Below are 20,825 nucleotides of genomic sequence, written 5' to 3'. Positions count from 1 at the left end.
TAATTATGAATTTAGTAGGGGTGATGTTTTGGGAAAACGATTGTTCTTTATTATCCTCTGGCTGACCTTCATCCTAAGCGCAACCGGACATTACTTATCCTGGAACATGACGCTTCAGTTCACCCTGTCCGCCGTGGCGATTGTGTTCGTGGCCGGATTCCTCGGCCGGTCGACAGAGGCCGTCTCGCATTATGCGGGCCAGCGCCTGGGCGGATTCCTGAATGCGACCTTCGGCAATGCGGCTGAACTCATCATTGCGATTTTCCTGGTGCGGGAAGGGTTGTTCGACATGGTCAAGGCGAGCCTGACCGGCGCCATTATCGGCAACCTCCTACTTGTGCTCGGATTGAGCGTGCTTGTTGGAGGCATCAAGTATAAGGTGCAGACGTTCAACGCCAACCTGGCCGGTATGAACGGCTCGCTAATGATCTTGGCCGTGATCGCGCTGTTCGTGCCTGCCGCTTTATTCACGACCCATTCCCTCAGCGAGACGGGTACTGTAGTCTTGAGCCTGGTCGTGGCCGGAATTCTCATCGCCGCTTATTTGCTCTGGCTTCTGTTCTCCATGGTCACGCATAAGGAGATGCTGACGGAAAAATCGGAGCGGTCGGAGGAACAGGTGGAAGAGGAGCCGCAATGGTCAAAAGGGAAATCCGTGCTCTACCTCGTCATCTCCACGGTCATGGTTGCTTTCGTCAGTGAATGGCTTGTCGGGACGTTGGATACGTTCACGGCGCAATTCGGCTTGTCGGAGCTGTTCGTCGGAGCCTTCGTCATCGCCATCGTCGGCAATGCCGCAGAGCACAGCGCCGCCGTCATGATGGCCATGAAGAACAAGATCGGGGCCGCCGTGGAGATCGCAATCGGCAGCAGTCTGCAAATCGCGCTCTTTGTCGCTCCTGTGCTTGTCTTCGTGAGCGCGCTGTTCGGGCAGACGATGGACATCGTATTCACGACCCTGGAGATGATCGCGATCGGGGTAGCGGTATTCATCGCCAAATCGATCTCTCAGGACGGACGAACGAACTGGTATGAAGGTCTGCTGCTGCTCGCCGTCTATATCATTCTGGGGGTATCTTTCTACCTTGTCTAAGCTGGGTAGAAACGAGACTGCACTCAATAGGCCCGGGATATAAAATCCCGGGCCTTCCTGTGTTCGCGGATACCCGCGTAACGCGATAGCAATTATTGAGTAGCCTTATTCAATGCCTCATACAAGGTAGCCAGATTGCGTTCCAGCTTGCTGACAAGCTGCTTGCCAACGCTTTCCTCCACCAGTCCGGCTCGAATTGCGAAGTCAACCTGCCGAGAAAAACCGTACATTTGCGTATCCAATACTTCCTCATAGAGAGGGCAGTAACGCGTCGCCAAGTTCTCCATCTGGACCTGGATGAGTTTCTCTATTTGATGCGCATCCGCTTCTAGCAGAGTGAGCGCTCTGTCACTTAGCTGTTGCAACACATTCGACGAAGACATGCCTGGTTTCCCCCCTATGACTTGAAGTCACGATTGTTCTAACTCTAATATTAGACGATCATGACGGGTAACACAAGATGCATGACGAACTTCTCTTATGCTGTGCAATCTCCGCTAGCCGCTATCATGGCAATAGATTATAGAAAGAGCCGGAACATCCTGCTCCGGCTCTCGCTGTTACTCCGCTACAACAGATACGTCCAATCCATGCTTCTTGAATACTTCCGCCATCGCTGTCTTCGCTTCATCCGCATCCGGCCCATGAACGTGAAGCTCGTACTTCTGGTTGCCCACCAAGGTCGTGAACAGACCCAGAATGCTCTTAACATCAATGTATTTGTTGTCAGCTTGCAAGACTATCGAAGATCTGAATTTGCTTGCTGCTTGTGAGATTTCCACAATTGCCGTGTTATTAGACATCGAAATCCCTCCATCATCAATTAGTTCGACTAGTATCCTTACATTTCCATCATACCGCGAATGAGACGCTTGACGCAATAATAAATCTGCAAAAACATGTGAAAATCAACGGATTCCGCTTATTTCAGACGCTCCGGGTTCAAGCACTCCAGCTCAGGGATGACAAAAAGTCCGTCTTTACGCACAAGAACATCGTCGAAATACATTTCCCCTCCGCCATACTCCGGACGCTGGATCAGTACCAGGTCCCAATGGATCGAGGAACGGTTGCCGTTGTCTGCCGTCTCATAGGCCTGACCCGGCGTAAAGTGGATGCTGCCCGCAATCTTCTCATCGAACAGCGTATCCTTCATTGGATGCAAAATATACGGATTAACCCCAATCGCAAACTCCCCGATATGGCTCGCCCCCTCGTCCGTATGGAGAATATGGTTGATCCGGTCCGTATCATTGCTCGACGCTTTCACAATTTTGCCCTTCTCGAACCGGAACGAAATATTCTCAAAGGTGAAGCCGTTATAAATCGATGGCGTATTGTAGGTCAACGTGCCATTGACCGAATCGCGAACCGGCGCGGTATAGACCTCGCCATCCGGGATATTGTTCTGCCCCGAGCATTTAACAGACCCAATGCCCCGGATCGAGAACGTTAGGTCGGTTCCCGGGCCGGTCAGGCGGATCTTGTCGGTGCGGTCCATCAGCGCCTTCAGCGGCTCCATCGCTTTGTCCATCTTGAAGTAATCCAGATTACACACATCGAAGTAGAAATCTTCAAACGCTTCCGTTGACGTGTTGGCCAACTGGGCCATTGAAGCGTTCGGATAACGAAGCACGACCCACTTCGTGCGCTTGACACGCTCTTCCATATGTACCGGATGCGAATAAATGGTGTCATACAGCTTCATTTTGTCTTCCGGCACATCCGACATTTCGTTCGCGTTCTCCCCGGCGCGAATCCCGATATATCCCTGCATGTTCTGCATCCGAAGCAAATCATATTCCCGCCACGTCTTTATCTGCTCCTCAGACGCGATCTTGATCAGCGAGCGCAGCACTTTACGGTCGGTCAGTTGCACGAACGGGCGGCCGCCCCGCGCCGCGACTTCATTTACTAGCATCATTACCAGTTCGCGCTCGGAGCCAATCATCTCAATCAGCACATTTTCACCTGACTGCACATTGATGGAATATTGAACCAAGTTCTGTGCCAGCTTCTGCAATCTTGGGTCTTTCATGTCATGTTCCTCCTCGGTCGGCCGATAAAATGATGAAACCTTACCTACTTGTAACATGAGCGCTTATCGAAAACAGCGCCGCGCTCTCGATTGGCTGCGGACCGGCCAGGCTCGGGACGCTGCGGCGTTACTTATAAGAGAACCTCGTCTTCGTATGAACGGTCTCCCGGCGTTCCTTGCCATTGTCATTATAGCCGGCCGTAAACCATCCTTCCAGGATGACAGGCAAGGAATGGCGCCGCTCCACCCAGACGACATAACGCCCGGCGATGCTGGCGGCCTTCAGCTTGTGATCCAGGTCAGACCGGCTTCGGTCCACAATTGTCTTCAGCTCCGCATCTAATCTGCTCCGTTCCTGCTCACTCAGCGAACGACGCATTTTCTGGTACGGCTCGGAAGGGGGAATGATCCGCTTATAATCCTCCTCCAACTGGCTGATATAGATTCGCTTCGCATCCTCGTTGGACAACGTTACTTGCAGCGGAACCAGTTCTCTCCCTTCTTGCTCTGTCTTGTTGCCTTGTCCAGTCCCCTTCGCCCCAACAGGCCCCTCCCCTTGAGACAGGAGGGAGACCTGCTTATCCGGGATCCGCTGCAATTGATCCATCTGCGTTACCGGATTCCAGCGCTTGGCGGTCGTCCGCTGATCCATATCGGCGCTCAGCTTCATATGGACGCCCTTGTGCTGCTTCGCCTCTCCTTCATACCGGAATTGCTTGGTTAGCAGCATGTCCTTGCCGACGCATATCTCCGCCAAGCCTTCGAACCGCACTTGATCCTGACCCCCAACTCCGCTTAGGGCCCGGTTCAGTATATCATCGGGATTAGCGGTTACTCCGCATCCGTGCAACAGGATGACGAATCCGGTAATGATTGCGGACAACAAGATGCATCTTCGCCCCTGGCCTATCGTCCCGCCCATAACGAATCCTCCCCTTCTCTTGTCGCAACAAAATTTTCAATCCCCAAAAAAAGGACCGATTTACCAAAATAGAAAGAGATGGACATTGATCGCCCATCTCTACTATCGTCTCACGCTTGAATTGGGATTATTCATCAGGCAGCGCCGCATGCTAGGTGCTGATGCGGATCTGATTCCGCCCGCTGTCCTTCGCTTCATACAGCGCCATGTCGGCACGGTAGAACAGCGATTCGACACTGACAATATCGTCCTTCCAACTCCAGTCGGCAATGCCGCAGGAGACTGTGACATGCGGCTCCGTCTCGTTATCCACCCGGATCCGAATCCGTTCCGCAACCCGTATCGTCTGGCCGATGCTGAGCTGTGGAAGGTATACCGCCAACTCCTCGCCGCCCCAACGGGCCGCGATATCAGATTCGCGAATCGAGCTGCGAATAATATGACTGACCTGACTCAATATTTTATCGCCCACCTGGTGGCCGTAGCGGTCATTGATCTGCTTGAAATGATCGATGTCCACGACGATAAGCGAACCGCAGAAGTCGCTCTGTTGCTGGCGCTGGATCTGCTTGTCCAAGTAATGGCGCGCATATAACCCGGTCAGCTGATCGTTGTTGGCGAGATGCTTGACCCTGCTATGCAGCGCTGCATTCGCGATCGCCAGCCCGATGTGGGTCGCCAGCATCTGCAACAGCTTGAAATTGTCATAAGTGAAGAATTGCTTGCGCCGATCAGCAAGAATGACGATGCCCACCATCTCCCCGCTGCCGAACAAGGGCGCGGCGATGACAGAATGATAATTCAGCTTCTCGAAAAACTGCATGGACGCGGGTGCGTCCATCTCAATATCGGATACGATGACCGGCTCCTTTTCCACATACATATGACCGAACAATCCTTCATCGAAGGATAAATGCGCATCATCGAATTCTTCCATGTTGCTGGACACTACTTCATAGCACTGCCGCTCCGCGTTCAATTGAAGCAGTGTGCAGAAGTCGGCCCGAAACACGCGCAGCAGCTCGTGGGTCGCATCATGGAACACATCCTGCAGCCGCAAGCTCTGATTGATGCGCTTCGTCAAGTCATTGATGAAGCGCAGCTCTTGTATGACTTTATTCGCCTGCTCATGAAGACGGGCATTCTCGAAGGCCGTGCCGGCCGTCTCCACAATAAGCTGAATAAGCTGTACATCGGAAGGATCCGGCGCCATCCCGGGAAAGCTGACCTTAATCACGCCATAGGCCCCCTGCTCGCCGCACAGCGCAAACCCTACTTCCGTATCACTGTCCGCTCCGTCACGTTCATAACATACGTCTCCCTTCATGAAGGCTTGACGCACAACGCCGTCGCTTCCCGGCTGGAACAACAAAGGCTTTACCTTCAGATTCGAGCTGGTGTGATCCTGGGACAAATAGACCTCAATCCGCGCTTCCGGAACCAACTGCTCGACGCTGGACATAATCTGCGATAATACGGAATCGACATTGATCCGGTCATGCATGTGCCGAATAGCGCCATGCAGCACATCGCGGCGCTTCAGCTCCCGTTCGGCCGTTCTCAGCGTTCGCACCAGCTCGTCGACAATGACCAGCTCGAATTGCCGGTAAAAATGCGTTCGAAGTCCATAAACCCATGCATCCATGCCTACGGAGAACGATTCATCCGGAGCCGCGTCCAAACGGCATACGACTGCAGCGAAGCTCTCTTCCCGCTTGTTCAGCAGCGGGCAGGCGGCATAGAAGTAGCCGACTCCCGTCCGGACGGCCAGCTTGCCTTCCTGGAGTGCGGCAGCGGCTGCGCGGTCGGCTGCGGCTTCGCCGGATAATTCGGAGTCGCCCGCCATCCACTTGCCCACATAATCAAATAACGCCATACGGCCTCGCAGAACACAAGCGCGGGCAGGCAAATCATTCGCCCATTCCTTGTAGGCGGATTGCAGCGGCGACTGCAAATCAGGGAAATCGAAAACATTCGCATCCCGCTGCAACACCCAGCTGTCCCATGATAGAGGCTGCAGATCCCGGGTTCCGTTCGGGACTGAATCGTTCGTCCCTATAACCTTCATGTCCGATTCAATTGACTGGTGATGGACTAGACGTTCCGTCATGCTCTTCTCCTTCTATATAAAGGGTACTATATATTATCATACAATATATCTCTACTAAAATGTACTACTTCGATACAACCTTCTAAAAGTTTTTTCAGGTCATAAGAACTATGTTGAAAGATCTACGGTTTGTAAGCCACATATCGTAAAATATTTACTTTTTTTCTATTATTAGATAGAATCATTGAAAAACACGAGATTGCAGCAGGCAGTCTTGACATTGAGCCTGATGATCTTATAGAATTATTAGATGTATAAGGGGAGAACTGTTGTGTCACCCTCACGTATTTCCATCGCCGGACGGGCAGCGGCTGAAACCCTGTGCCGGAGCTGATTGATTTCAGCATAAGGATGGGAATCGGCGCAAAGCGACCCATTATCTAACATTCGTTTGAGAAGGAGTCAACTTTCATATGGCACGTTACACAGGTCCTAAGTTTAAATTGAGCCGCCGTCTCGGCATCTCTCTGAGCGGCACAGGCAAAGAACTGAAAAATCGCGCGTATCCTCCAGGACAACACGGTCCGGGTATGCGCAAAAAATTGAGCGGCTACGCTGTTCAACTGCAAGAGAAACAAAAGCTTCGCCATATGTACGGCTTGGGCGAGAAGCAATTCCGCACCTTGTTCGACCGTGCAACCAAAATGCAAGGCATCGCCGGTGAGAACTTCATGTTCCTGCTGGAGAGCCGTCTGGACAACTTGGTATACCGCCTCGGGTTCTCGAATTCCCGCGCAGGCGCCCGCCAATTGGTTGCTCACGGCCATGTTACGGTAAATGGCAAGAAGGTCGACATCCCATCCTATATCGTTACTCCAGGCGACGTTATCGGCCTTCGTGAGAGAAGTCGCAGCCTGAAAGTGATCAAAGAAGCGATGGAAGGCCGTCATCACCTTCCGAACTACTTGGAATTCAACGAAGCTGCTCTTGAAGGCAAGTACATCCGCCTGCCAGAGCGCGGAGAATTGTCCCAAGAGATCGATGAGAAGCAAATCGTCGAGTTCTACAGCCGTTAAGATGCTCATCTTAGGCAACGAATCGCCGTTCCGTATGGACGGCGATTTTTTGCGGCCTTTTTTCTTGCTCTGTGCGCACCAAGACCGCAATAAGAAGGCTGTTCAACAGCAAAACTCAGGCTGTTGGGAAACCCTATTTTTTGCGAAGGTTGATTCAATCATCGCTTTTATAGCACAACCGATCCGGTTCGTCAAATCATTTGCTTCGCCTTCCGCTTTCCAAACATCATTTTGTAAGTTGATAAGGAAAGTAACATCTATCAAATCAACTTTTGTGGTATAATGGAAAGCGCTGCAATATAAGGAGGAAAAAATGCATGGTAGATGAGAAACTGACGGAAAAGGACGACAAGCCAAGGCCGAAAAAGTCGGTTGGACGTCGAATCTGGACTGTCACGAAGTGGCTCATGCTGCTCGGTATTCTATGTTGCTTATTCGCAGGCGGTGTTGGCATTGGCTACGTCACTTCCCTCGTGAAGGATGAACCGATTCGTTCCCGGGAATACATCGAGCAGAAGATTCAGGAAAATGCATTCACAGGTTTTGTATATTTTAATGACGGCTCTCCTGTCGGCCAGCTTCGTACTGATGAAGACAGGCGGCCGGTCACGATGGACGAGATTCCCCAGACCGTTATCGACGCGCTTATCGCAACGGAAGACAACCGTTTTTTCGAGCATATGGGCATTGATATTCGGGGGTTGTCCCGAGCTGTTGTGCAAAAAGTGCTGAATAAGCCGGTGCAGACAGGCGGGAGTACTTTGACCCAGCAGTTGGCGAGACAAGTGTTTTTGACCTTGGATCGGACCGACATCCGGAAAGCAAAAGAGATCTTTCTATCCCTGCGCATCGAGCGCATACTGTCGAAGGAAGAGATATTGACCGCTTACCTGAACAAGGTTTCGTTCGGCAACGGATCGAGCGGTTATAATCTGTATGGCATCAAGGCAGCAGCCAAAGGCATCTTCAAAATCGACAAGCTTGATCAGCTGAATATCGCCCAATCAGCGTATTTGGCCGGTCTTCCCCAGCTCCCTTCCGTCTATTCCGCGTTCACAGGCAAGGGAGAAATCAATGAGGAAGGCATTGAAAGAGCCATCAAGCGCCAGAAGCTGGTTCTGAAACGCATGCTTGAAGAGCATAAAATTACGCAGCAGCAATATGACGAAGCATTAGCATTTGACATTCGGGGCTCCATCGCCAAGCCAAATGCGAAGGCATATGCGATCTATCCATACCTGATGCTGGAAGCGGAGCGGGCTGCCGCCAAAGTGCTTGTCCTGCAGCAGTACCCGGAATTCACGCAAGCCGATCTGCGCAAGCGCGAGAATGCGGAATTGCTGCAGAACGCCCGGGAGCAGTTGCTCCACGGCGGATACAAAGTCTACACCACGATCGACAAGATGATTTACAAGGCCATGAAAAACGTGGCGAACAACAAAGACAACTTCTCTCCATACAGCGAGACAAAGGGCTTGGAGCAAGTCGCTGCGATGATGATCGATCATCATACCGGGGCGATCCTTGGCATGATCGAAGGTCGAGATTTCTATGAGGAGCAGATGAACTTCGCCACGCAGATGATGCGCCAGCCTGGCTCGACGATGAAGCCGTTGGCCGCGTATTTGCCAGCTCTGGATCAAGGCTTGATTCAGCCGGCCTCCATACTGGACGACGCGCCGATGGTGTTGAAGGATGGTTCCAAGGGCTACCATATTCCCGGCAACGCAAATATGAGATACCAGGGGCTCGTAACCGCAAGGAAGGCGCTGAATGAATCGCTTAACTTGCCAGCGCTCAAGATCTACATAGAAAAGCTGGGCGTCAAGCAGGCGCTTGACTTCGTCAAGAAGCTCGGATTCACGACGATTCAGCCGGAAGATTATTACGCCCAGACCGGGGTAATCGGCGGCCTGAGCTATGGTGTTACCGTGGAAGAGATCACCAACGCCTTCGGTGTTATTGCCAACGACGGGAAGTATAACGATCCGTACATGATATCCAAGATCGTCGATTCGAACGGCAAAATCATATATCAGCACAAAGTCGATTCGAAGCCGGTCGTATCCGAGCAGAGCGCGTATTTGATGACGGATATGCTAAAAACCGTCATTACCGATCCGCGCGGTACCGGACGCCGGGTGCAGTCCGAGTTCAATCTGTTCGGCCAAGTGGAAGTGGCCGCCAAGACCGGTTCGACCCAGAACTATGCCGACACCTGGTTCGTCGGCTACACGCCGGATGTAACGATGGGCGTATGGGTCGGATATGACCAGCAGATTCACGTATTAAATCGAGACGCCTATTCCCGTTCCACAGAGATTTGGTCCAAAGTAATGAACGAAGTAAACAAGTTGAAGCCGGAATTGTTCGAGACGAAGCAGTTCAGCCAGCCTGATGACATCGTGCGGATGACCGTCTCCGGATTGAGCGGGAAGCTTCCGAACGAGCTGACGAAGCAGGCCGGCCGCTACGTAACGGAGCTGTTCGATCGCAAATTCGTGCCTACCGAGACCGAAGATGCGCTGCAGCGGATGAAGTACATCACGTATGACGGCGTCAACTATATCCCGCAAGATACGACTCCTGATGATATGACCCGGGAGAAAGTGGTCATCAAGCGCGAGAAACCGATTCAAGAGCTGATCGAGGAGCTGACGCAAGCGCTGAATCATCTGTCTTCCAGTAGTCAGCGGCGCTCGCTGTCCTCCTATTTGCCGGAGGACGCCAATACGGATGCGCCTGCGAAGGTCGATCCGCGCAAGGATGACGACGAGGTGCCATCGCCGCCGTCTGGCGTAAGTATGGAGGAATTGGGCGATACGACGCTGCGCATTTCGTTCTTGCGGAACGGTGAAGCAGATGTCGTCGGTTATCGTCTGTACCGCTCCTTGGATGGCGGTCCGTTCAAGCGCGAAGAAGGAACGGTGCTAACGGGAGAGGCGCTTCAATTCAAGACGTATTACTCTAGTTCGCATCAGTATGCTTACTATGTGACGGCTGTCGATGTGGCCGGCAACGAGTCCGCCCCATCTCAGACCGTGACACTGGGAGGCGCTAACGTGGAGCCTAATCCGGATGGTTCCGGCAATGGAAGCTCGGATACGCAGAACCCCGGCTCAACGGGAGACGGCAGCGCGGACGAAGACAGGCAGGATCAAGGAACGGAGACGGGGGCTCAGGATGAGGCGGACAGCCCGCCGAGCACGCCAGGCAATCCACAAGCTTCCCTGACCGATATGGGCTTGAAGCTGACCTGGGGCACCTCGTCCAATAATCCGAGCGAGTATGTGATCTACTACAGCTCCGACGGTGGATTATATGAACGCATCGGCACCACGCCGACGGCACAGTTCGAGCTCATCACGATCTCGCCCGCAGGCTGGTACCGGGTCACGGCCGTGAACACGGCCGGGGAATCGAGTCCGACTTCGGCAGTTCAAGTCAAAAATCCATAACGAATGGGCGCGAACCCTCGCGGCCTGCGAACGAACAACAGCGATGGCTCAGGAGGCCATCGCTGTTGATTATGCGAATCGACTGACCATCCGCTCGATAATTTGGTACGAGTGCAGCGCGGCTTTGACCGTGAATTCCGCGAAATTGACATGGGCCGATCCGTCCGCTTTGTCCGACATCGACCGGATAATGACGAACGGAACCCCATGGATATGGCATACTTGTGCTACGGCCGCGCCTTCCATTTCCGTGCATGCCGAACCCGGAAACGTCTCGTACAGCGCCTTGACCTTGTCGCGGCTGGCGATGAATTGATCCCCGGACAGCACCCCGCCTTTAAGATAACGTCCCGGGAACAGCTCGGCGCATACCTGATCCGCCAGCTGGATGAGGGCTCCATCCGCCTCGAACCGAGAGGTCTCCTGGAATGGAATGACCCCGGGCTCGAAGCCAAGAGCGGTTGCATCCATATCATGATGCATGCAGTACGTCGAGATGACGATATCTCCGATGTTCAGCTCCGGGTGAAGCGCGCCGGCTACTCCGGTGAAGAGCACCTGATGGGCCCCGAAGCGGTCAATCAGCACTTGCGTCGTAACGGCGGCATTGACTTTGCCGACACCCGATTTGCAGATGACAACCGAACGCCCCGCCAGTTGCCCCCTATAAAAGGTCATTCCCGTTACTTTCACTTCCTTAACGTCCTGTGCAGCCTGCAGCAGGCGCTCAATCTCTTCGTCCATCGCGCCAATAATTCCGAGTACGGCTTCGCTTGCCATATCGCCTTCCTCCTTCATGATCCAATATCTTGCACCGCAGCAGACCTCGACACACAAAAAGCCCCAATAATAGGGGCTCTTCATATGCCGCCAACATGCTTGCCGGACTTACTCATTCACCTGGCTGACCGATAAGCGAAGAATCGTCTCGTGCGGCAGAATGACCTGTGAATTCTCCACGTTCTCCTTCTTCATCAGCTTGGTCAACAAGCGCATCGCCACCGCGCCGATATCATAATCGGCTGAGCTACCGTCGTCAGTTGTGGACGAACCATCGAAGCCATGCGGATATTGTCTACGCTGATGACCGAGAAGTCGTCAGGCACCTTCAACCCGGCGTCCTGAATGCAATGAATCGCTCCGATCGCCATTTCGTCGGTTGCCGCAAAAATCGCCGTCGGGCGCTTCTTCAGACCGAGGAAATATTTCATGGCTTCCACGCCGGATTCATATCGGTAGTTCCCGATACGGACCAGGTCTTCCTTGTACTCGATCCCTGCGCTCTCCAAAGCCTTCTTATAGCCCTGGAAGCGCGCGAATCCGTTCGCCGGATCCTGAAACGTGCCGCTAATCATCGCAATATCGCTGTGACCGTGGCGAATGAGGGTGTTGACCGCATCGAATGCGGCCCCTTCATGATCAATGTCTACCGAAGGAATGGAGCCATGCTCGTCCGTCGTCGCGCATAGCACGATCGGAACAGATGCGGTACGGAACGCCTGGATATGATCCTCCGTTACGGCACCGCCCATGAACACAAGCCCGTCCACTTGCTTCTCCAGCAGCGTATTAATGACGCGTATTTCCTTCTCTTTCTTCTTGTCCGCGTTGCACAAAATGATATTATAGTGGTACATGTTCGCAATATCTTCAATTCCTCGTGCGACCTCAGCAAAAATAGAATTGGAGATATCGGGAATGACGACCCCAACGGTCGTCGTCTTTTTGCTCGCAAGTCCGCGTGCGACTGCATTCGGGCGATAACCTAAGCGCTCAATCGCTTCATACACCTTTTTTCGCGTTTGCGGCTTCACGTTCGGATTGTTATTCACAACCCGGGAAACGGTGGCCATCGAGACGCCCGCTTCTCTCGCTACATCATAAATAGTTACCGTCACGAATCTTCTCTCCAATTTACCGAAAATTTGTTACGACCCTTTTGTTTACATTTTATGATACGATATTTTCAGAAAATTCGCAATGTTACAACTGGAACCGACTGGAAACACGTCATTTAGCGGGAGGAGTACGTCAACTCCGAACTTACATTGTCAAATGTTATCGTATGATGAGAGTCGTGCCAGACGACCTGGCCCTCTTTCATCACAATTGCAGTAGGCAAAGAGCCTCTTACCTTATTTTAACCCGATCCGGATAGAAACTAAAACCGGAAATCTGTTTTAAACGCTGTTGCAGCTCAGACATCCATTCCTCATCCTCCAGCATCTTCGCCAGCAGGTACATGTCCAGAAGCTTGTTAACCCTCTCGTTCATCACTTTCTCTGCGTACGGAAGCAGATCGTCGGGCCCGAACGCGTCCACACATTCGACCAGTACATTCACCGCCTCGTTCATCTTCTCGAAAAAATAGTGCCGCGGCACAGAATCGCGTTCCTCCTCCATACCGGATAACTCCTTGCTTTGACTGGCCTTGCGGCAGTGAATCATATCCGTTATCTCCGACTTGATCGCCGGATACAGCTCCGAGCGTTCACAATGCGGGCAAGTCAACACAGGCACATGGTGAATGTGTATTGTCCTGTCGTGGATTACAGTACGCAAAGCAAGCCGCATTTCATGGCCACAGTTACATTGTTTGTTCATACAACCCCCCCCTACATCACAGTCTCTCTCTGTCAGACCCCTTATGTAATGAATAGATAAGGAACAGTCCATCCGCAGAATGAATCTCCCTGTTAAAATCGTAGGCGATTCCGCCTCAAGACTCAATAGGCTTCATTATGGAAATAGAGCCGTTAAGATGCAATAAGGGCCGGATCGCGTTCGATGCACGGGAGGTTTGTTCTTCGATACAACGTGCGAAGGAGTCGAGATATTTATGCGTTTAAGCGGCAAGCGCATCATCGCGCTCGTTGATAAGGACTTCGAGGATTGGGAATTGTGGTATCCAGTTCACCGCGTCCGCGAAGAAGGGGCGGAGGTGCATCTGGCTGGCGATAAGGCCGGCAAAATATACATCGGGAAGTACGGTGTTCCTGCTACGTCTGATTATGCTTTCGAGGATATCGATAGCGGCACATACGACGGCGTGCTCTCCATTATCCGCGACATGGACAGGCGGGCAAGCCGATAGGCATCATGGCCCCGTTCAAGGGGCCATGCCTTTTATGTTAGGAAAGACGCCCCCTGCCTTGAAGAAGGACGAAAGGCGTCGCTGCATTTATGTCAGGACGTAAAATACATCTTAACCAACTCATCGATCTCGGCCTTGGAACGGGCATCGAAAATGCGTTCCGTCAGCTGCTCGCTCCCGGTTCGGGTAGTGCGGTGGATAGCCGCCTTCACTCGCGGAATGAAGCGCGGGGACATGCTCAGCTTCGTGACTCCAAGAGCGATCCAGAGTGGCACGGCCCGCGTGTCTCCCGCCATCTCGCCGCAGATGCTGATGCCGATGCCCCGGGCCTGGGCTGCCTCGATCGTATGGCGGATGAGCCGCAGCACTGCAGGATGGAACGGATCATACATATGCGCAATCTGCTCGTTCATCCGGTCAACGGCAAGGGTATACTGCACCAGATCGTTCGTGCCGATGCTGAAGAAATCAACCTCTTCCGCGAGGCGATCGGCGATCAGAGCCGCAGCCGGAACCTCCACCATAATGCCTACAGGCAGCTTCTCGTCAAATGGCAGCCCTTCATCCCGTAGTTCTGCCTTCGCCTCTTCCAGCACCACCTTGGCCGCGATGATCTCTTCCACGGACGAGATCATCGGGATCATAAGCGCGACCGGCCCATGTGCGCTCGCCCGGAGAATAGCGCGGAGCTGAGACTTGAACAGCTCCTGCTGGTCGAGGCAAATGCGAATCGCCCGATAGCCGAGGAACGGATTGTCCTCTTCCGGAAGATTCAAATATTCCATCGGTTTGTCACCGCCGATATCGAGCGTGCGGATAATGACCTGCGAATCTTTGTAATGCTCGGCCACATCTCGATAGACCGCCAATTGCTCCGCTTCGGACGGCGGGTATGAACGATCCATATACATAAATTCGGTCCGGAACAGACCGACGCCCTCCGCCCCGTTCTGATCAGCGATCTCCAGCTCGCGCGTAGAGCTGATGTTGACCGTCAAGCTGATCGTCAGGCCATCCTGAGTGACGGCAGGAAGCTTAACCAGCTTCTTCAGCTCGTCCACCTCCCGCGCATACGCTTCGTACCGGGCCTCGTACTGCTTCACGACCTGATCTGGCGGCTCGATATAGACAATGCCGTGCTCCCCGTCCACGATAACCAGGTCGCCGGTCTGGACAGGCCTTGTCATTTTCCCCTCCAGTCCGAGCACGAGCGGAATGCCGAGGGCCCGGGCCATAATCGCCGAATGTGACGTCTTTCCTCCCATCAGCATGACGATGCCGAGCACATTTTTTGGATTCAGATGGACAAGCTGCGACGGCGACAGTTCCTTCGCGACCAAAATATACGGCTGCGTATCGGTCGGCAGCGTAATGTCCGGTGCGCCCAGCAAATGCTTGAGCAGACGGTTGCCGACATCCTTGATATCCAGCGCCCGTTCCTTCATATACTCATCGTCCAGCAAGTCGAACATCGTGACGAAGTGATCGATAGCCTCCTTCACCGCCACTTCCACCGCCTTGTACTGCCGCTGGATTATGCCTTGAATCTCATTCATAAAAATCGGATCGTCCAATATGGCCAGATGCGCGTCAAATATCGAGGACTCTTCATTCCCGACCATTTCACGAATCTCGCTCTTAATGAACTCGATCTCATCCTTCGACGAACGGATGCCTTCGTACAGCCGCTCGAATTCGCGGGCCAGATCAGAGGGATCCATCTTCTCCTCCGGCACGTCCCATTCCCACATAGGAAGCACGAACGCCTTGCCGATGGAGATCCCGCTGGAAGCCCCGATTCCCTGCACCTTCTGCGTCATCGTCTACCACCTCCGTTAGCATACTCCTTCAGCACGACCGACATGACGGAAGTCTGTCCCCGCTTAACTGCCGCGAACGGCGCGAAGCTCCAGGAAGCGACCGCCTCCGAATTCGTAATAACCATCGGGGTCGCCAGCGATGCACAGCGCTTCTTCACTTCGTTATAGTCGAATTTAATCAAAAGCTGTCCCGGTCCCACTTCATCACCTTCCTGTACAACTGCCTGAAAACCGGCACTATTCAACGATGACGTCTCGATTCCGATGTGAAGGAGGACTTCCAACCCTTCCGGCGTCTCGATGCCTAGCGCGTGCATAGTAGGGTAGATATGGCGTACTCGTCCATGTACGGGCGAGACAAGCTCGCCTTTGTCAGGCAGGAAAGCGACTCCTTGTCCGACAAGCTTTTGCGCGAAAATGCGATCCGGCACCTCTTCAATCGGGATCATTTTCCCTTGCACCGGAGCGACAAACCAGACTTGCATCGAGTTGCGCTGCAGCCGCTTGACTATCTCATCCTTGATCAGCTCCGAGTAGGTGCCGAAGACGACCTGCAAGTGCCCTCCCCCCAGACGAATGACGCCCGCCGCTCCAAGCTTGCGGAGCGTATGGCGATCGACCAGTTTGTCATTGTTGACGCGAAGCCTCAGCCGGGTAATGCAGGCCTGAATGTCGGCAATATTATCCTTGCCGCCGAGTACCTGAATGATGAGTGGCACCCGGTGCAGCAGATCGCTCGCCATATCGTCGAGCAAGGAGCCTTCCACCCGGCCGGGGGTCGGAATCTGGAACTTCTGGATGGCAAACCGAAATACGACATAATAGATGAGCGCGAACGCGATGCCGACAGGGATAATCCACAGCGCTCCCTCCGACTGGTAGAAATTGACGACATAATCTATCGCTCCTGCCGAGAACGAGAAGCCATGCCGCACGCCGAGCTCGGCCGTAATCCACATCGCGGCCCCGCTCAACAGCGCATGGACGATGAACAGATACGGCGCCGCAAACAGGAACGCGAACTCAATCGGCTCGGTAATTCCCGTAAGCAGCGAGACCAAAGCCGCCGTCATAAATGTCTTGCGCACTCTGGGGCGCAGGTCCTCCCGCGATTCGTGCACAATGGCCAGCGCCACGGCCGGCAGCGCGAATATCATTATCGGATACAGACCGGCCATATATGCGCCCGCTGCCGGATCTCCTGCAAAAAAACGAGGCAAATCGCCGCTGTACGTCATTCCTTCAGCATCGGTGTATGTACCTACCTGAAACCAATACAGGTTGTTCAGGAGATGATGCAGCCCGAAAGCGACCAGCACCCGATGCAGAACGCCGTATAAAAATATGCCGAATCCGCCCATCGCCACGATTTCCTGCCCCAAAAACTGTATGCCCTGCTGCATGAAGGGAGCCAGCATAATCATTACCCAGGAAAGGGCGATAGAACACAGGGTCGTAAGGAGCACCGCAAACCGCTGGCCTCCGAAAAATTGGAAATATTCCGGAAAGCGCACATCCTTGAAGCGTTGATGGACGAGTCCCGCCAATATCCCGAAGATGATGCCGTTCAATACGGTCGGCTCGAAGGCCGATTCGCTCCATTGATTCAGCAGTTGACGGAAAATAAAGATGCCGAGCAGCGCAGACAAGGCGGCAACTCCAGCATTGTTAGCCAAGCCAAGCGCAACCCCAACCGCGAAAATGTAGGGCAGCACAAAAAAAATCGTCCTGCCTGTCAGCTCGAACAGCGCGGCCGTATCCTGCAAGCCCGTACCTGCCAGAAGATGGCCGAACGCCAGCGCCAGCGCCGCCGCCGGCAGCGCGATAAGCGGCTGCATAAGCGCCCGCGATAACTGCTGAAGAATCCCTAACTGATTCAAGGACATCTCTCCTTCTATCAAGAATGGTAAGGGCTTCGCAGATCTTTGTCAAAATTAAAAAGGCAGAAGCCGGGAGTTCTCGTTCCGCATAGGACGAGAACCCCTGGCGAGCTGCCCCGGTTTTGGCTAAGATACGGTCTTCCCATGCGGGAGCAGAATCGAATCCAGTACTTTGATGCACAGGTCCATGACGCAGAACATGCCGTTGTCTGCCGCGATACGGGCCACTTCTTCATTGACAATCCCCTGCTGCATCCATATGGCCTTCGCTTTGACCTTCGCCGCCTCCCGCATAACGTCGGCGCAATATTCGCTACGACGGAACACGTTCACGATATCGATTGGAACCGGTACGTCTGTCAGCGAGGGATAGCAAGTCTCGCCAAGGATCTTGTCCGCCTTCGGGTTAACGGGAATGATCCGATAGCCCTTCTTCTGCATCGCTTCGGCAACCATATAGGATACCCGCGTCGGGTCATCGGACAAGCCGACAACGGCTATCGTGCTGCTCTCGTTCAGCAGCTTGCGAATCTCTTCTTGGGGCGGGTGCTCATAGCTCATTTGCATTCACTCCTTTCACTGTCCTAACCGGAATGGCATAGGTTATCCTTCCACCCATTCCACCTGTGCGTCCAACGCTTGCAAATGTTCAAAATATTGTGGGTACGATTTGGCGACATGATGGGCATCGCGAATACGAATCGGCTGGCGCGCACGCAGCCCGACTACCGTGAGAGCCATAATGACCCGATGATCGTAATGCGCGTTGATCTCGACGCCGCCAGCTATGCCTTGCGGCTTCCCGTGCACGATAATCTCCGCCTGCCGCTCCTCCACATCCGCGCCGGCCTTCCGCAGCTCGGCAACATAATCAGTAATGCGGTCGCATTCCTTGTACCGCAAGTTCTCTACATTGTAGAAGCGCGAGGTTCCATCGGCGAAGACGGCGGCCGCCACCATCGCGAGCACGGCATCGGTTGCCGCGTCTCCGTCGAACTCCACCGCCTTTAGCGGTCCGCCGCCCTGGATCCGAACCGTCGAATTCGTATGCTCCAGCGGCACGGCCATCCTATGCAGCACGTCGACAATCGCGCGCTCTCCCTGCTTGCTGTCCTCGGTCAAGCCTTTGACGACGATATCGGAAGGAACGACGGCCGCCGCCGCCAGAACGGCGGCCGAGCCCGGGTAATCCCCTGGCACGACATAAGTTTTCGCTTCATAGCTTTGGTTGCCCGGCACCCGGAAAACCATCAGATCTTCGCGGGCGTCGATACGAATGCCCGCCTGAGCCAGCACTTCCAGCGTCTGGCCTACGACAATCTTGGACTTGAGATCGTTCACGACCTCGATAACGCTGTCCTCGTGTAAGAGCGGAGTGAGGAAGAGCAAGGCGCTAAGGAACTGGGAGCTGACGCTTCCCGATACGCAGATATGTCCGCCCTTCGGCTCCCCTCCGCGAATGGTGATCGGCAGCTTGCCATCCCGATGCGACACGCTCACCCCGAGCTGAGTGAGCGCCGTAATCAGATCGTCATGCGGCCGCTTCCCTAGCGAATCCGGGTAGGCGTTGATGAAATTCACCTCCGGCAGCAAAGCGGCAACGGCCATCAAAAACCGCAGCACCGCTCCGGCGTTGCCCACATTCAGTTCACGTGCCGGATCCGCCAGTTGCGGACGGCGTCCGAAGCCCGTAATGACCAGCTTCTCCTCGTCCTCCTCCAGCACCGCGCCAAGTCCACACAGACAGCGGCGCATGGCATCGCTATCTTCACTGTGGGCCGGATAGTATATCGTGCTCGTCCCTTCCGCCAATCCGGCGGCAAGCAAATACCGGGTCGTGTAATTTTTGGATGACAATGCCTGAATCTCCCCTTGCAGCCGGGAAGTCGGCCTTACGATAACGTCCATGCGCTTCCACTCCTTTACATTTATTCGTATAATATTGAATATATTCACTGAGCGCCCGGCTTCAAGAGCCGGAGCAACTCCATCATTCCCGTTGAGAAAGGATGCTTGTTCCCAAATGACACCCATCAAAACAATCGAGGCCGCAGAGCTGAGAAGTCGGTTGCAGCGCGGCGAAGCGTTAAACATAATCGATGTGCGCGAGGATGAGGAAGTTGCCCTAGGCATGATTCCCGGCTCCAAGCATATTCCAATGAACCAGATTCCGGAGCGGCTTCAAGAGATTGAGCCGACGGAAGAGGCCATCTTCATCTGTCGCAGCGGCTACCGCAGCGAGCTCGTGTGCGAATATTTGCAGCGCCTCGGCAGGGTCAATGCCGTAAACCTGGAAGGCGGCATGCTCTCCTGGAGCGTATTGGAATCCGACGACTAATTCCGTTCAATATAAGAGAGGATTCGAGTGCACAACTGTTCCACAGACTCGCTGTCCGTCGGTACGCATAGATGGGCGAAGTCGTACAGCCCGCGGCGTTCCGTCATCAAATGGCGAACCCGCTCCTCCACATCTCCCTGCAGCAACGGACGGCTCCGGTCCTGGCGGACCCGCTTCACGATCGTCGCCTCCTCTGCTGTCAGATGAATCACGGTCGCCTGCTCCTTCATGCGCTTCCGGTTCTCTTCCTTCAAGACGGCCCCGCCTCCGGTAGCGATAATCTGAGAAATTTCCTCTCCCAGCAGCAGAGAGAGAATGCGTCCCTCCTGATCTCGGAAATAAGCCTCCCCCCGCTCTGCGAAAATATCCGGAATGGGCCTTCCCATCCGGCTGGCAATCTCCTCATCCAAATCGCGGAAGCGAAGCTTCAACTGCTCAGCCAACCGTGCTCCAACAGTTGATTTCCCGGTTCCCATAAATCCGATAAGGACAATCGTTCGATTGCTCATGCTGGTATCCCCCGTCCTGCTTGGCGTAAACTTCCCATATGATAGCATATGTATCTTCCGTTCGACAATGGCGCCATGTATAAAATCACTGCCTTCGACATAAAGATGATGGTAATAAGAATGTGTGCGCCTTGAGCCGATGCAATGCGTCTTGCCAGATAGGAAGGTAAAGGCATGATCGGCAATCGATGAGGCCGCGTAGGAGTGAATCGGCATGTCCACCTTGCCCTCCCCGGATTCCCGTTCCACCCAGCGCAGCGTATCCACCCGTATGGCCCGTATTATGGACACGCAGCATCCTCTGTGCAGAGAAGACATCGTGTGGGTATTGAACTTCGTGAAAAGCAAGCTTACCGAGCAGGATGAAGCATGGGTGCGTCTCGGTCCGGAACGAATTCTGCAAAATTTCCGCTATTTTTCTGAAATTTCCCTGCTTCTCATTCACGGTGTAAGCTTCAGCGAGAAATCGGAACATATCCGCCAAGATTTGGCCGAAGCAACATACGGGCTTCTGGACCAGCAAGGCAACCCGTAAATAACGCCGGAC

At 53.8% G+C, this 20,825-nt stretch carries 17 protein-coding genes and 2 pseudogenes; 6 read left to right on the top strand and 13 right to left on the bottom strand.

Annotation, left to right across the window (positions count from 1 at the left end):
• The first annotated feature begins 28 nt into the window (after positions 1-28).
• Complete coding sequence (cax, locus tag PPOP_RS04915; RefSeq protein WP_042227482.1) at positions 29-1,093, top strand: calcium/proton exchanger; 1,065 nt, start codon at positions 29-31, stop codon at positions 1,091-1,093.
• Between the two features lie 92 nt (positions 1,094-1,185).
• Here the strand turns inward: cax and PPOP_RS04910 are convergent, their stop codons facing one another.
• The 5 genes from PPOP_RS04910 to PPOP_RS04890 all read right to left on the bottom strand — a co-directional run bounded on the left by PPOP_RS04910 (position 1,186) and on the right by PPOP_RS04890 (position 6,163).
• On the bottom strand, positions 1,186-1,476 hold the full coding sequence (locus tag PPOP_RS04910) for an Fpa/YlaN family protein (RefSeq protein ID WP_006284971.1): 291 nt from the start codon (positions 1,474-1,476) through the stop codon (positions 1,186-1,188).
• 177 nt (positions 1,477-1,653) lie between these two features.
• Positions 1,654-1,896 carry an HPr family phosphocarrier protein gene (locus PPOP_RS04905; RefSeq protein WP_006284970.1) on the bottom strand — a complete coding sequence of 81 codons (243 nt, stop codon included), beginning with the start codon at positions 1,894-1,896 and terminating at the stop codon, positions 1,654-1,656.
• 119 nt (positions 1,897-2,015) lie between these two features.
• Positions 2,016-3,131 (bottom strand): aminopeptidase, encoded by a 1,116-nt coding sequence (locus tag PPOP_RS04900; RefSeq protein WP_006284969.1) that lies wholly within the window; start codon positions 3,129-3,131, stop codon positions 2,016-2,018.
• Positions 3,132-3,258: 127 nt separating this feature from the next.
• Positions 3,259-4,053, bottom strand: coding sequence for a hypothetical protein (locus PPOP_RS04895; RefSeq protein ID WP_006284968.1), 795 nt, complete (start codon positions 4,051-4,053; stop codon positions 3,259-3,261).
• A 151-nt stretch (positions 4,054-4,204) separates the two neighbouring features.
• Positions 4,205-6,163, bottom strand: coding sequence for a sensor domain-containing diguanylate cyclase (locus PPOP_RS04890; RefSeq protein WP_006284967.1), 1,959 nt, complete (start codon positions 6,161-6,163; stop codon positions 4,205-4,207).
• A gap of 413 nt (positions 6,164-6,576) precedes the next feature.
• On the opposite strand from PPOP_RS04890, the gene rpsD reads away from it, so the two are divergent.
• A complete protein-coding gene (rpsD, locus tag PPOP_RS04885; RefSeq protein WP_006284966.1) occupies positions 6,577-7,179 on the top strand; it encodes a 30S ribosomal protein S4 in 603 nt (200 codons plus the stop codon).
• Between the two features lie 317 nt (positions 7,180-7,496).
• On the top strand, positions 7,497-10,637 hold the full coding sequence (locus PPOP_RS04875) for a transglycosylase domain-containing protein (protein ID WP_006284965.1): 3,141 nt from the start codon (positions 7,497-7,499) through the stop codon (positions 10,635-10,637).
• 69 nt (positions 10,638-10,706) lie between these two features.
• On the opposite strand, the gene PPOP_RS04870 is transcribed toward PPOP_RS04875, so the two are convergent.
• The 3 genes and pseudogenes from PPOP_RS04870 to PPOP_RS04860 all read right to left on the bottom strand — a co-directional run bounded on the left by PPOP_RS04870 (position 10,707) and on the right by PPOP_RS04860 (position 13,241).
• Positions 10,707-11,417, bottom strand: coding sequence for a 5'-methylthioadenosine/adenosylhomocysteine nucleosidase (locus tag PPOP_RS04870; RefSeq protein ID WP_006284964.1), 711 nt, complete (start codon positions 11,415-11,417; stop codon positions 10,707-10,709).
• A 108-nt stretch (positions 11,418-11,525) separates the two neighbouring features.
• Positions 11,526-12,535 (bottom strand): annotated as a pseudogene (ccpA, locus tag PPOP_RS04865) (catabolite control protein A).
• 232 nt (positions 12,536-12,767) lie between these two features.
• Positions 12,768-13,241 (bottom strand): hypothetical protein, encoded by a 474-nt coding sequence (locus PPOP_RS04860; RefSeq protein ID WP_234399686.1) that lies wholly within the window; start codon positions 13,239-13,241, stop codon positions 12,768-12,770.
• Between the two features lie 235 nt (positions 13,242-13,476).
• On the opposite strand from PPOP_RS04860, the pseudogene PPOP_RS04855 reads away from it, so the two are divergent.
• Positions 13,477-13,692: pseudogene (locus tag PPOP_RS04855) on the top strand (DJ-1/PfpI family protein); the annotation flags it as partial.
• Positions 13,693-13,823: 131 nt separating this feature from the next.
• On the opposite strand, the gene ptsP reads toward PPOP_RS04855, so the two are convergent.
• The 4 genes from ptsP to aroA form a co-directional block, all read right to left on the bottom strand.
• Positions 13,824-15,551, bottom strand: coding sequence for a phosphoenolpyruvate--protein phosphotransferase (gene ptsP / locus PPOP_RS04850; RefSeq protein WP_006284960.1), 1,728 nt, complete (start codon positions 15,549-15,551; stop codon positions 13,824-13,826).
• Complete coding sequence (locus PPOP_RS04845; protein WP_006284959.1) at positions 15,548-17,437, bottom strand: glucose PTS transporter subunit IIA; 1,890 nt, start codon at positions 17,435-17,437, stop codon at positions 15,548-15,550. The genes ptsP and PPOP_RS04845 overlap by 4 nt, the downstream gene beginning before the upstream one ends.
• 120 nt (positions 17,438-17,557) lie before the next feature.
• Positions 17,558-17,992: a CoA-binding protein gene (locus PPOP_RS04840; protein WP_042227479.1), complete on the bottom strand. Its 435-nt coding sequence runs from the start codon at positions 17,990-17,992 to the stop codon at positions 17,558-17,560.
• 42 nt (positions 17,993-18,034) lie between these two features.
• Positions 18,035-19,339: a 3-phosphoshikimate 1-carboxyvinyltransferase gene (aroA, locus tag PPOP_RS04835; RefSeq protein ID WP_006284957.1), complete on the bottom strand. Its 1,305-nt coding sequence runs from the start codon at positions 19,337-19,339 to the stop codon at positions 18,035-18,037.
• A 115-nt stretch (positions 19,340-19,454) separates the two neighbouring features.
• On the opposite strand from aroA, the gene PPOP_RS04830 reads away from it, so the two are divergent.
• Positions 19,455-19,769 (top strand): rhodanese-like domain-containing protein, encoded by a 315-nt coding sequence (locus tag PPOP_RS04830; RefSeq protein ID WP_006284956.1) that lies wholly within the window; start codon positions 19,455-19,457, stop codon positions 19,767-19,769.
• On the opposite strand, the gene PPOP_RS04825 is transcribed toward PPOP_RS04830, so the two are convergent.
• Positions 19,766-20,278: a shikimate kinase gene (locus PPOP_RS04825; protein ID WP_042227495.1), complete on the bottom strand. Its 513-nt coding sequence runs from the start codon at positions 20,276-20,278 to the stop codon at positions 19,766-19,768. The genes PPOP_RS04830 and PPOP_RS04825 overlap by 4 nt on opposite strands.
• Before the next feature lie 214 nt (positions 20,279-20,492).
• Between PPOP_RS04825 and PPOP_RS04820 the strand changes: the two genes are divergently transcribed.
• Positions 20,493-20,813, top strand: coding sequence for a hypothetical protein (locus tag PPOP_RS04820; RefSeq protein WP_006284954.1), 321 nt, complete (start codon positions 20,493-20,495; stop codon positions 20,811-20,813).
• Positions 20,814-20,825 lie beyond the last annotated feature (12 nt).

Origin of the sequence: Paenibacillus popilliae ATCC 14706 (genome assembly GCF_000315235.1) — a bacterium.
In the GTDB taxonomy this organism is placed as follows: domain Bacteria; phylum Bacillota; class Bacilli; order Paenibacillales; family Paenibacillaceae; genus Paenibacillus_B; species Paenibacillus_B popilliae.
The sequence above is the reverse complement of the archived record's forward strand: the minus strand, read 5'-3'. Positions and strand labels throughout refer to the sequence as shown.

Bases quoted from the DNA above. Each gene is read 5' to 3' on its own strand.
- PPOP_RS04895 (WP_006284968.1), bottom strand. From the start codon at position 4,053: ATGGGCGGGACGATAGGCCAGGGGCGAAGATGCATCTTGTTGTCCGCA.
- PPOP_RS04905 (WP_006284970.1), bottom strand. From the start codon at position 1,896: ATGTCTAATAACACGGCAATTGTGGAAATCTCACAAGCAGCAAGCAAA.
- rpsD (WP_006284966.1), top strand. From the start codon at position 6,577: ATGGCACGTTACACAGGTCCTAAGTTTAAATTGAGCCGCCGTCTCGGC.
- PPOP_RS04910 (WP_006284971.1), bottom strand. From the start codon at position 1,476: ATGTCTTCGTCGAATGTGTTGCAACAGCTAAGTGACAGAGCGCTCACT.
- PPOP_RS04900 (WP_006284969.1), bottom strand. From the start codon at position 3,131: ATGAAAGACCCAAGATTGCAGAAGCTGGCACAGAACTTGGTTCAATAT.
- PPOP_RS04825 (WP_042227495.1), bottom strand. From the start codon at position 20,278: ATGAGCAATCGAACGATTGTCCTTATCGGATTTATGGGAACCGGGAAA.
- PPOP_RS04820 (WP_006284954.1), top strand. From the start codon at position 20,493: ATGTCCACCTTGCCCTCCCCGGATTCCCGTTCCACCCAGCGCAGCGTA.
- PPOP_RS04875 (WP_006284965.1), top strand. From the start codon at position 7,497: ATGGTAGATGAGAAACTGACGGAAAAGGACGACAAGCCAAGGCCGAAA.
- PPOP_RS04890 (WP_006284967.1), bottom strand. From the start codon at position 6,163: ATGACGGAACGTCTAGTCCATCACCAGTCAATTGAATCGGACATGAAG.
- aroA (WP_006284957.1), bottom strand. From the start codon at position 19,339: ATGGACGTTATCGTAAGGCCGACTTCCCGGCTGCAAGGGGAGATTCAG.
- PPOP_RS04870 (WP_006284964.1), bottom strand. From the start codon at position 11,417: ATGGCAAGCGAAGCCGTACTCGGAATTATTGGCGCGATGGACGAAGAG.
- PPOP_RS04845 (WP_006284959.1), bottom strand. From the start codon at position 17,437: ATGTCCTTGAATCAGTTAGGGATTCTTCAGCAGTTATCGCGGGCGCTT.
- PPOP_RS04830 (WP_006284956.1), top strand. From the start codon at position 19,455: ATGACACCCATCAAAACAATCGAGGCCGCAGAGCTGAGAAGTCGGTTG.
- ptsP (WP_006284960.1), bottom strand. From the start codon at position 15,551: ATGACGCAGAAGGTGCAGGGAATCGGGGCTTCCAGCGGGATCTCCATC.
- PPOP_RS04860 (WP_234399686.1), bottom strand. From the start codon at position 13,241: ATGAACAAACAATGTAACTGTGGCCATGAAATGCGGCTTGCTTTGCGT.
- PPOP_RS04840 (WP_042227479.1), bottom strand. From the start codon at position 17,992: ATGAGCTATGAGCACCCGCCCCAAGAAGAGATTCGCAAGCTGCTGAAC.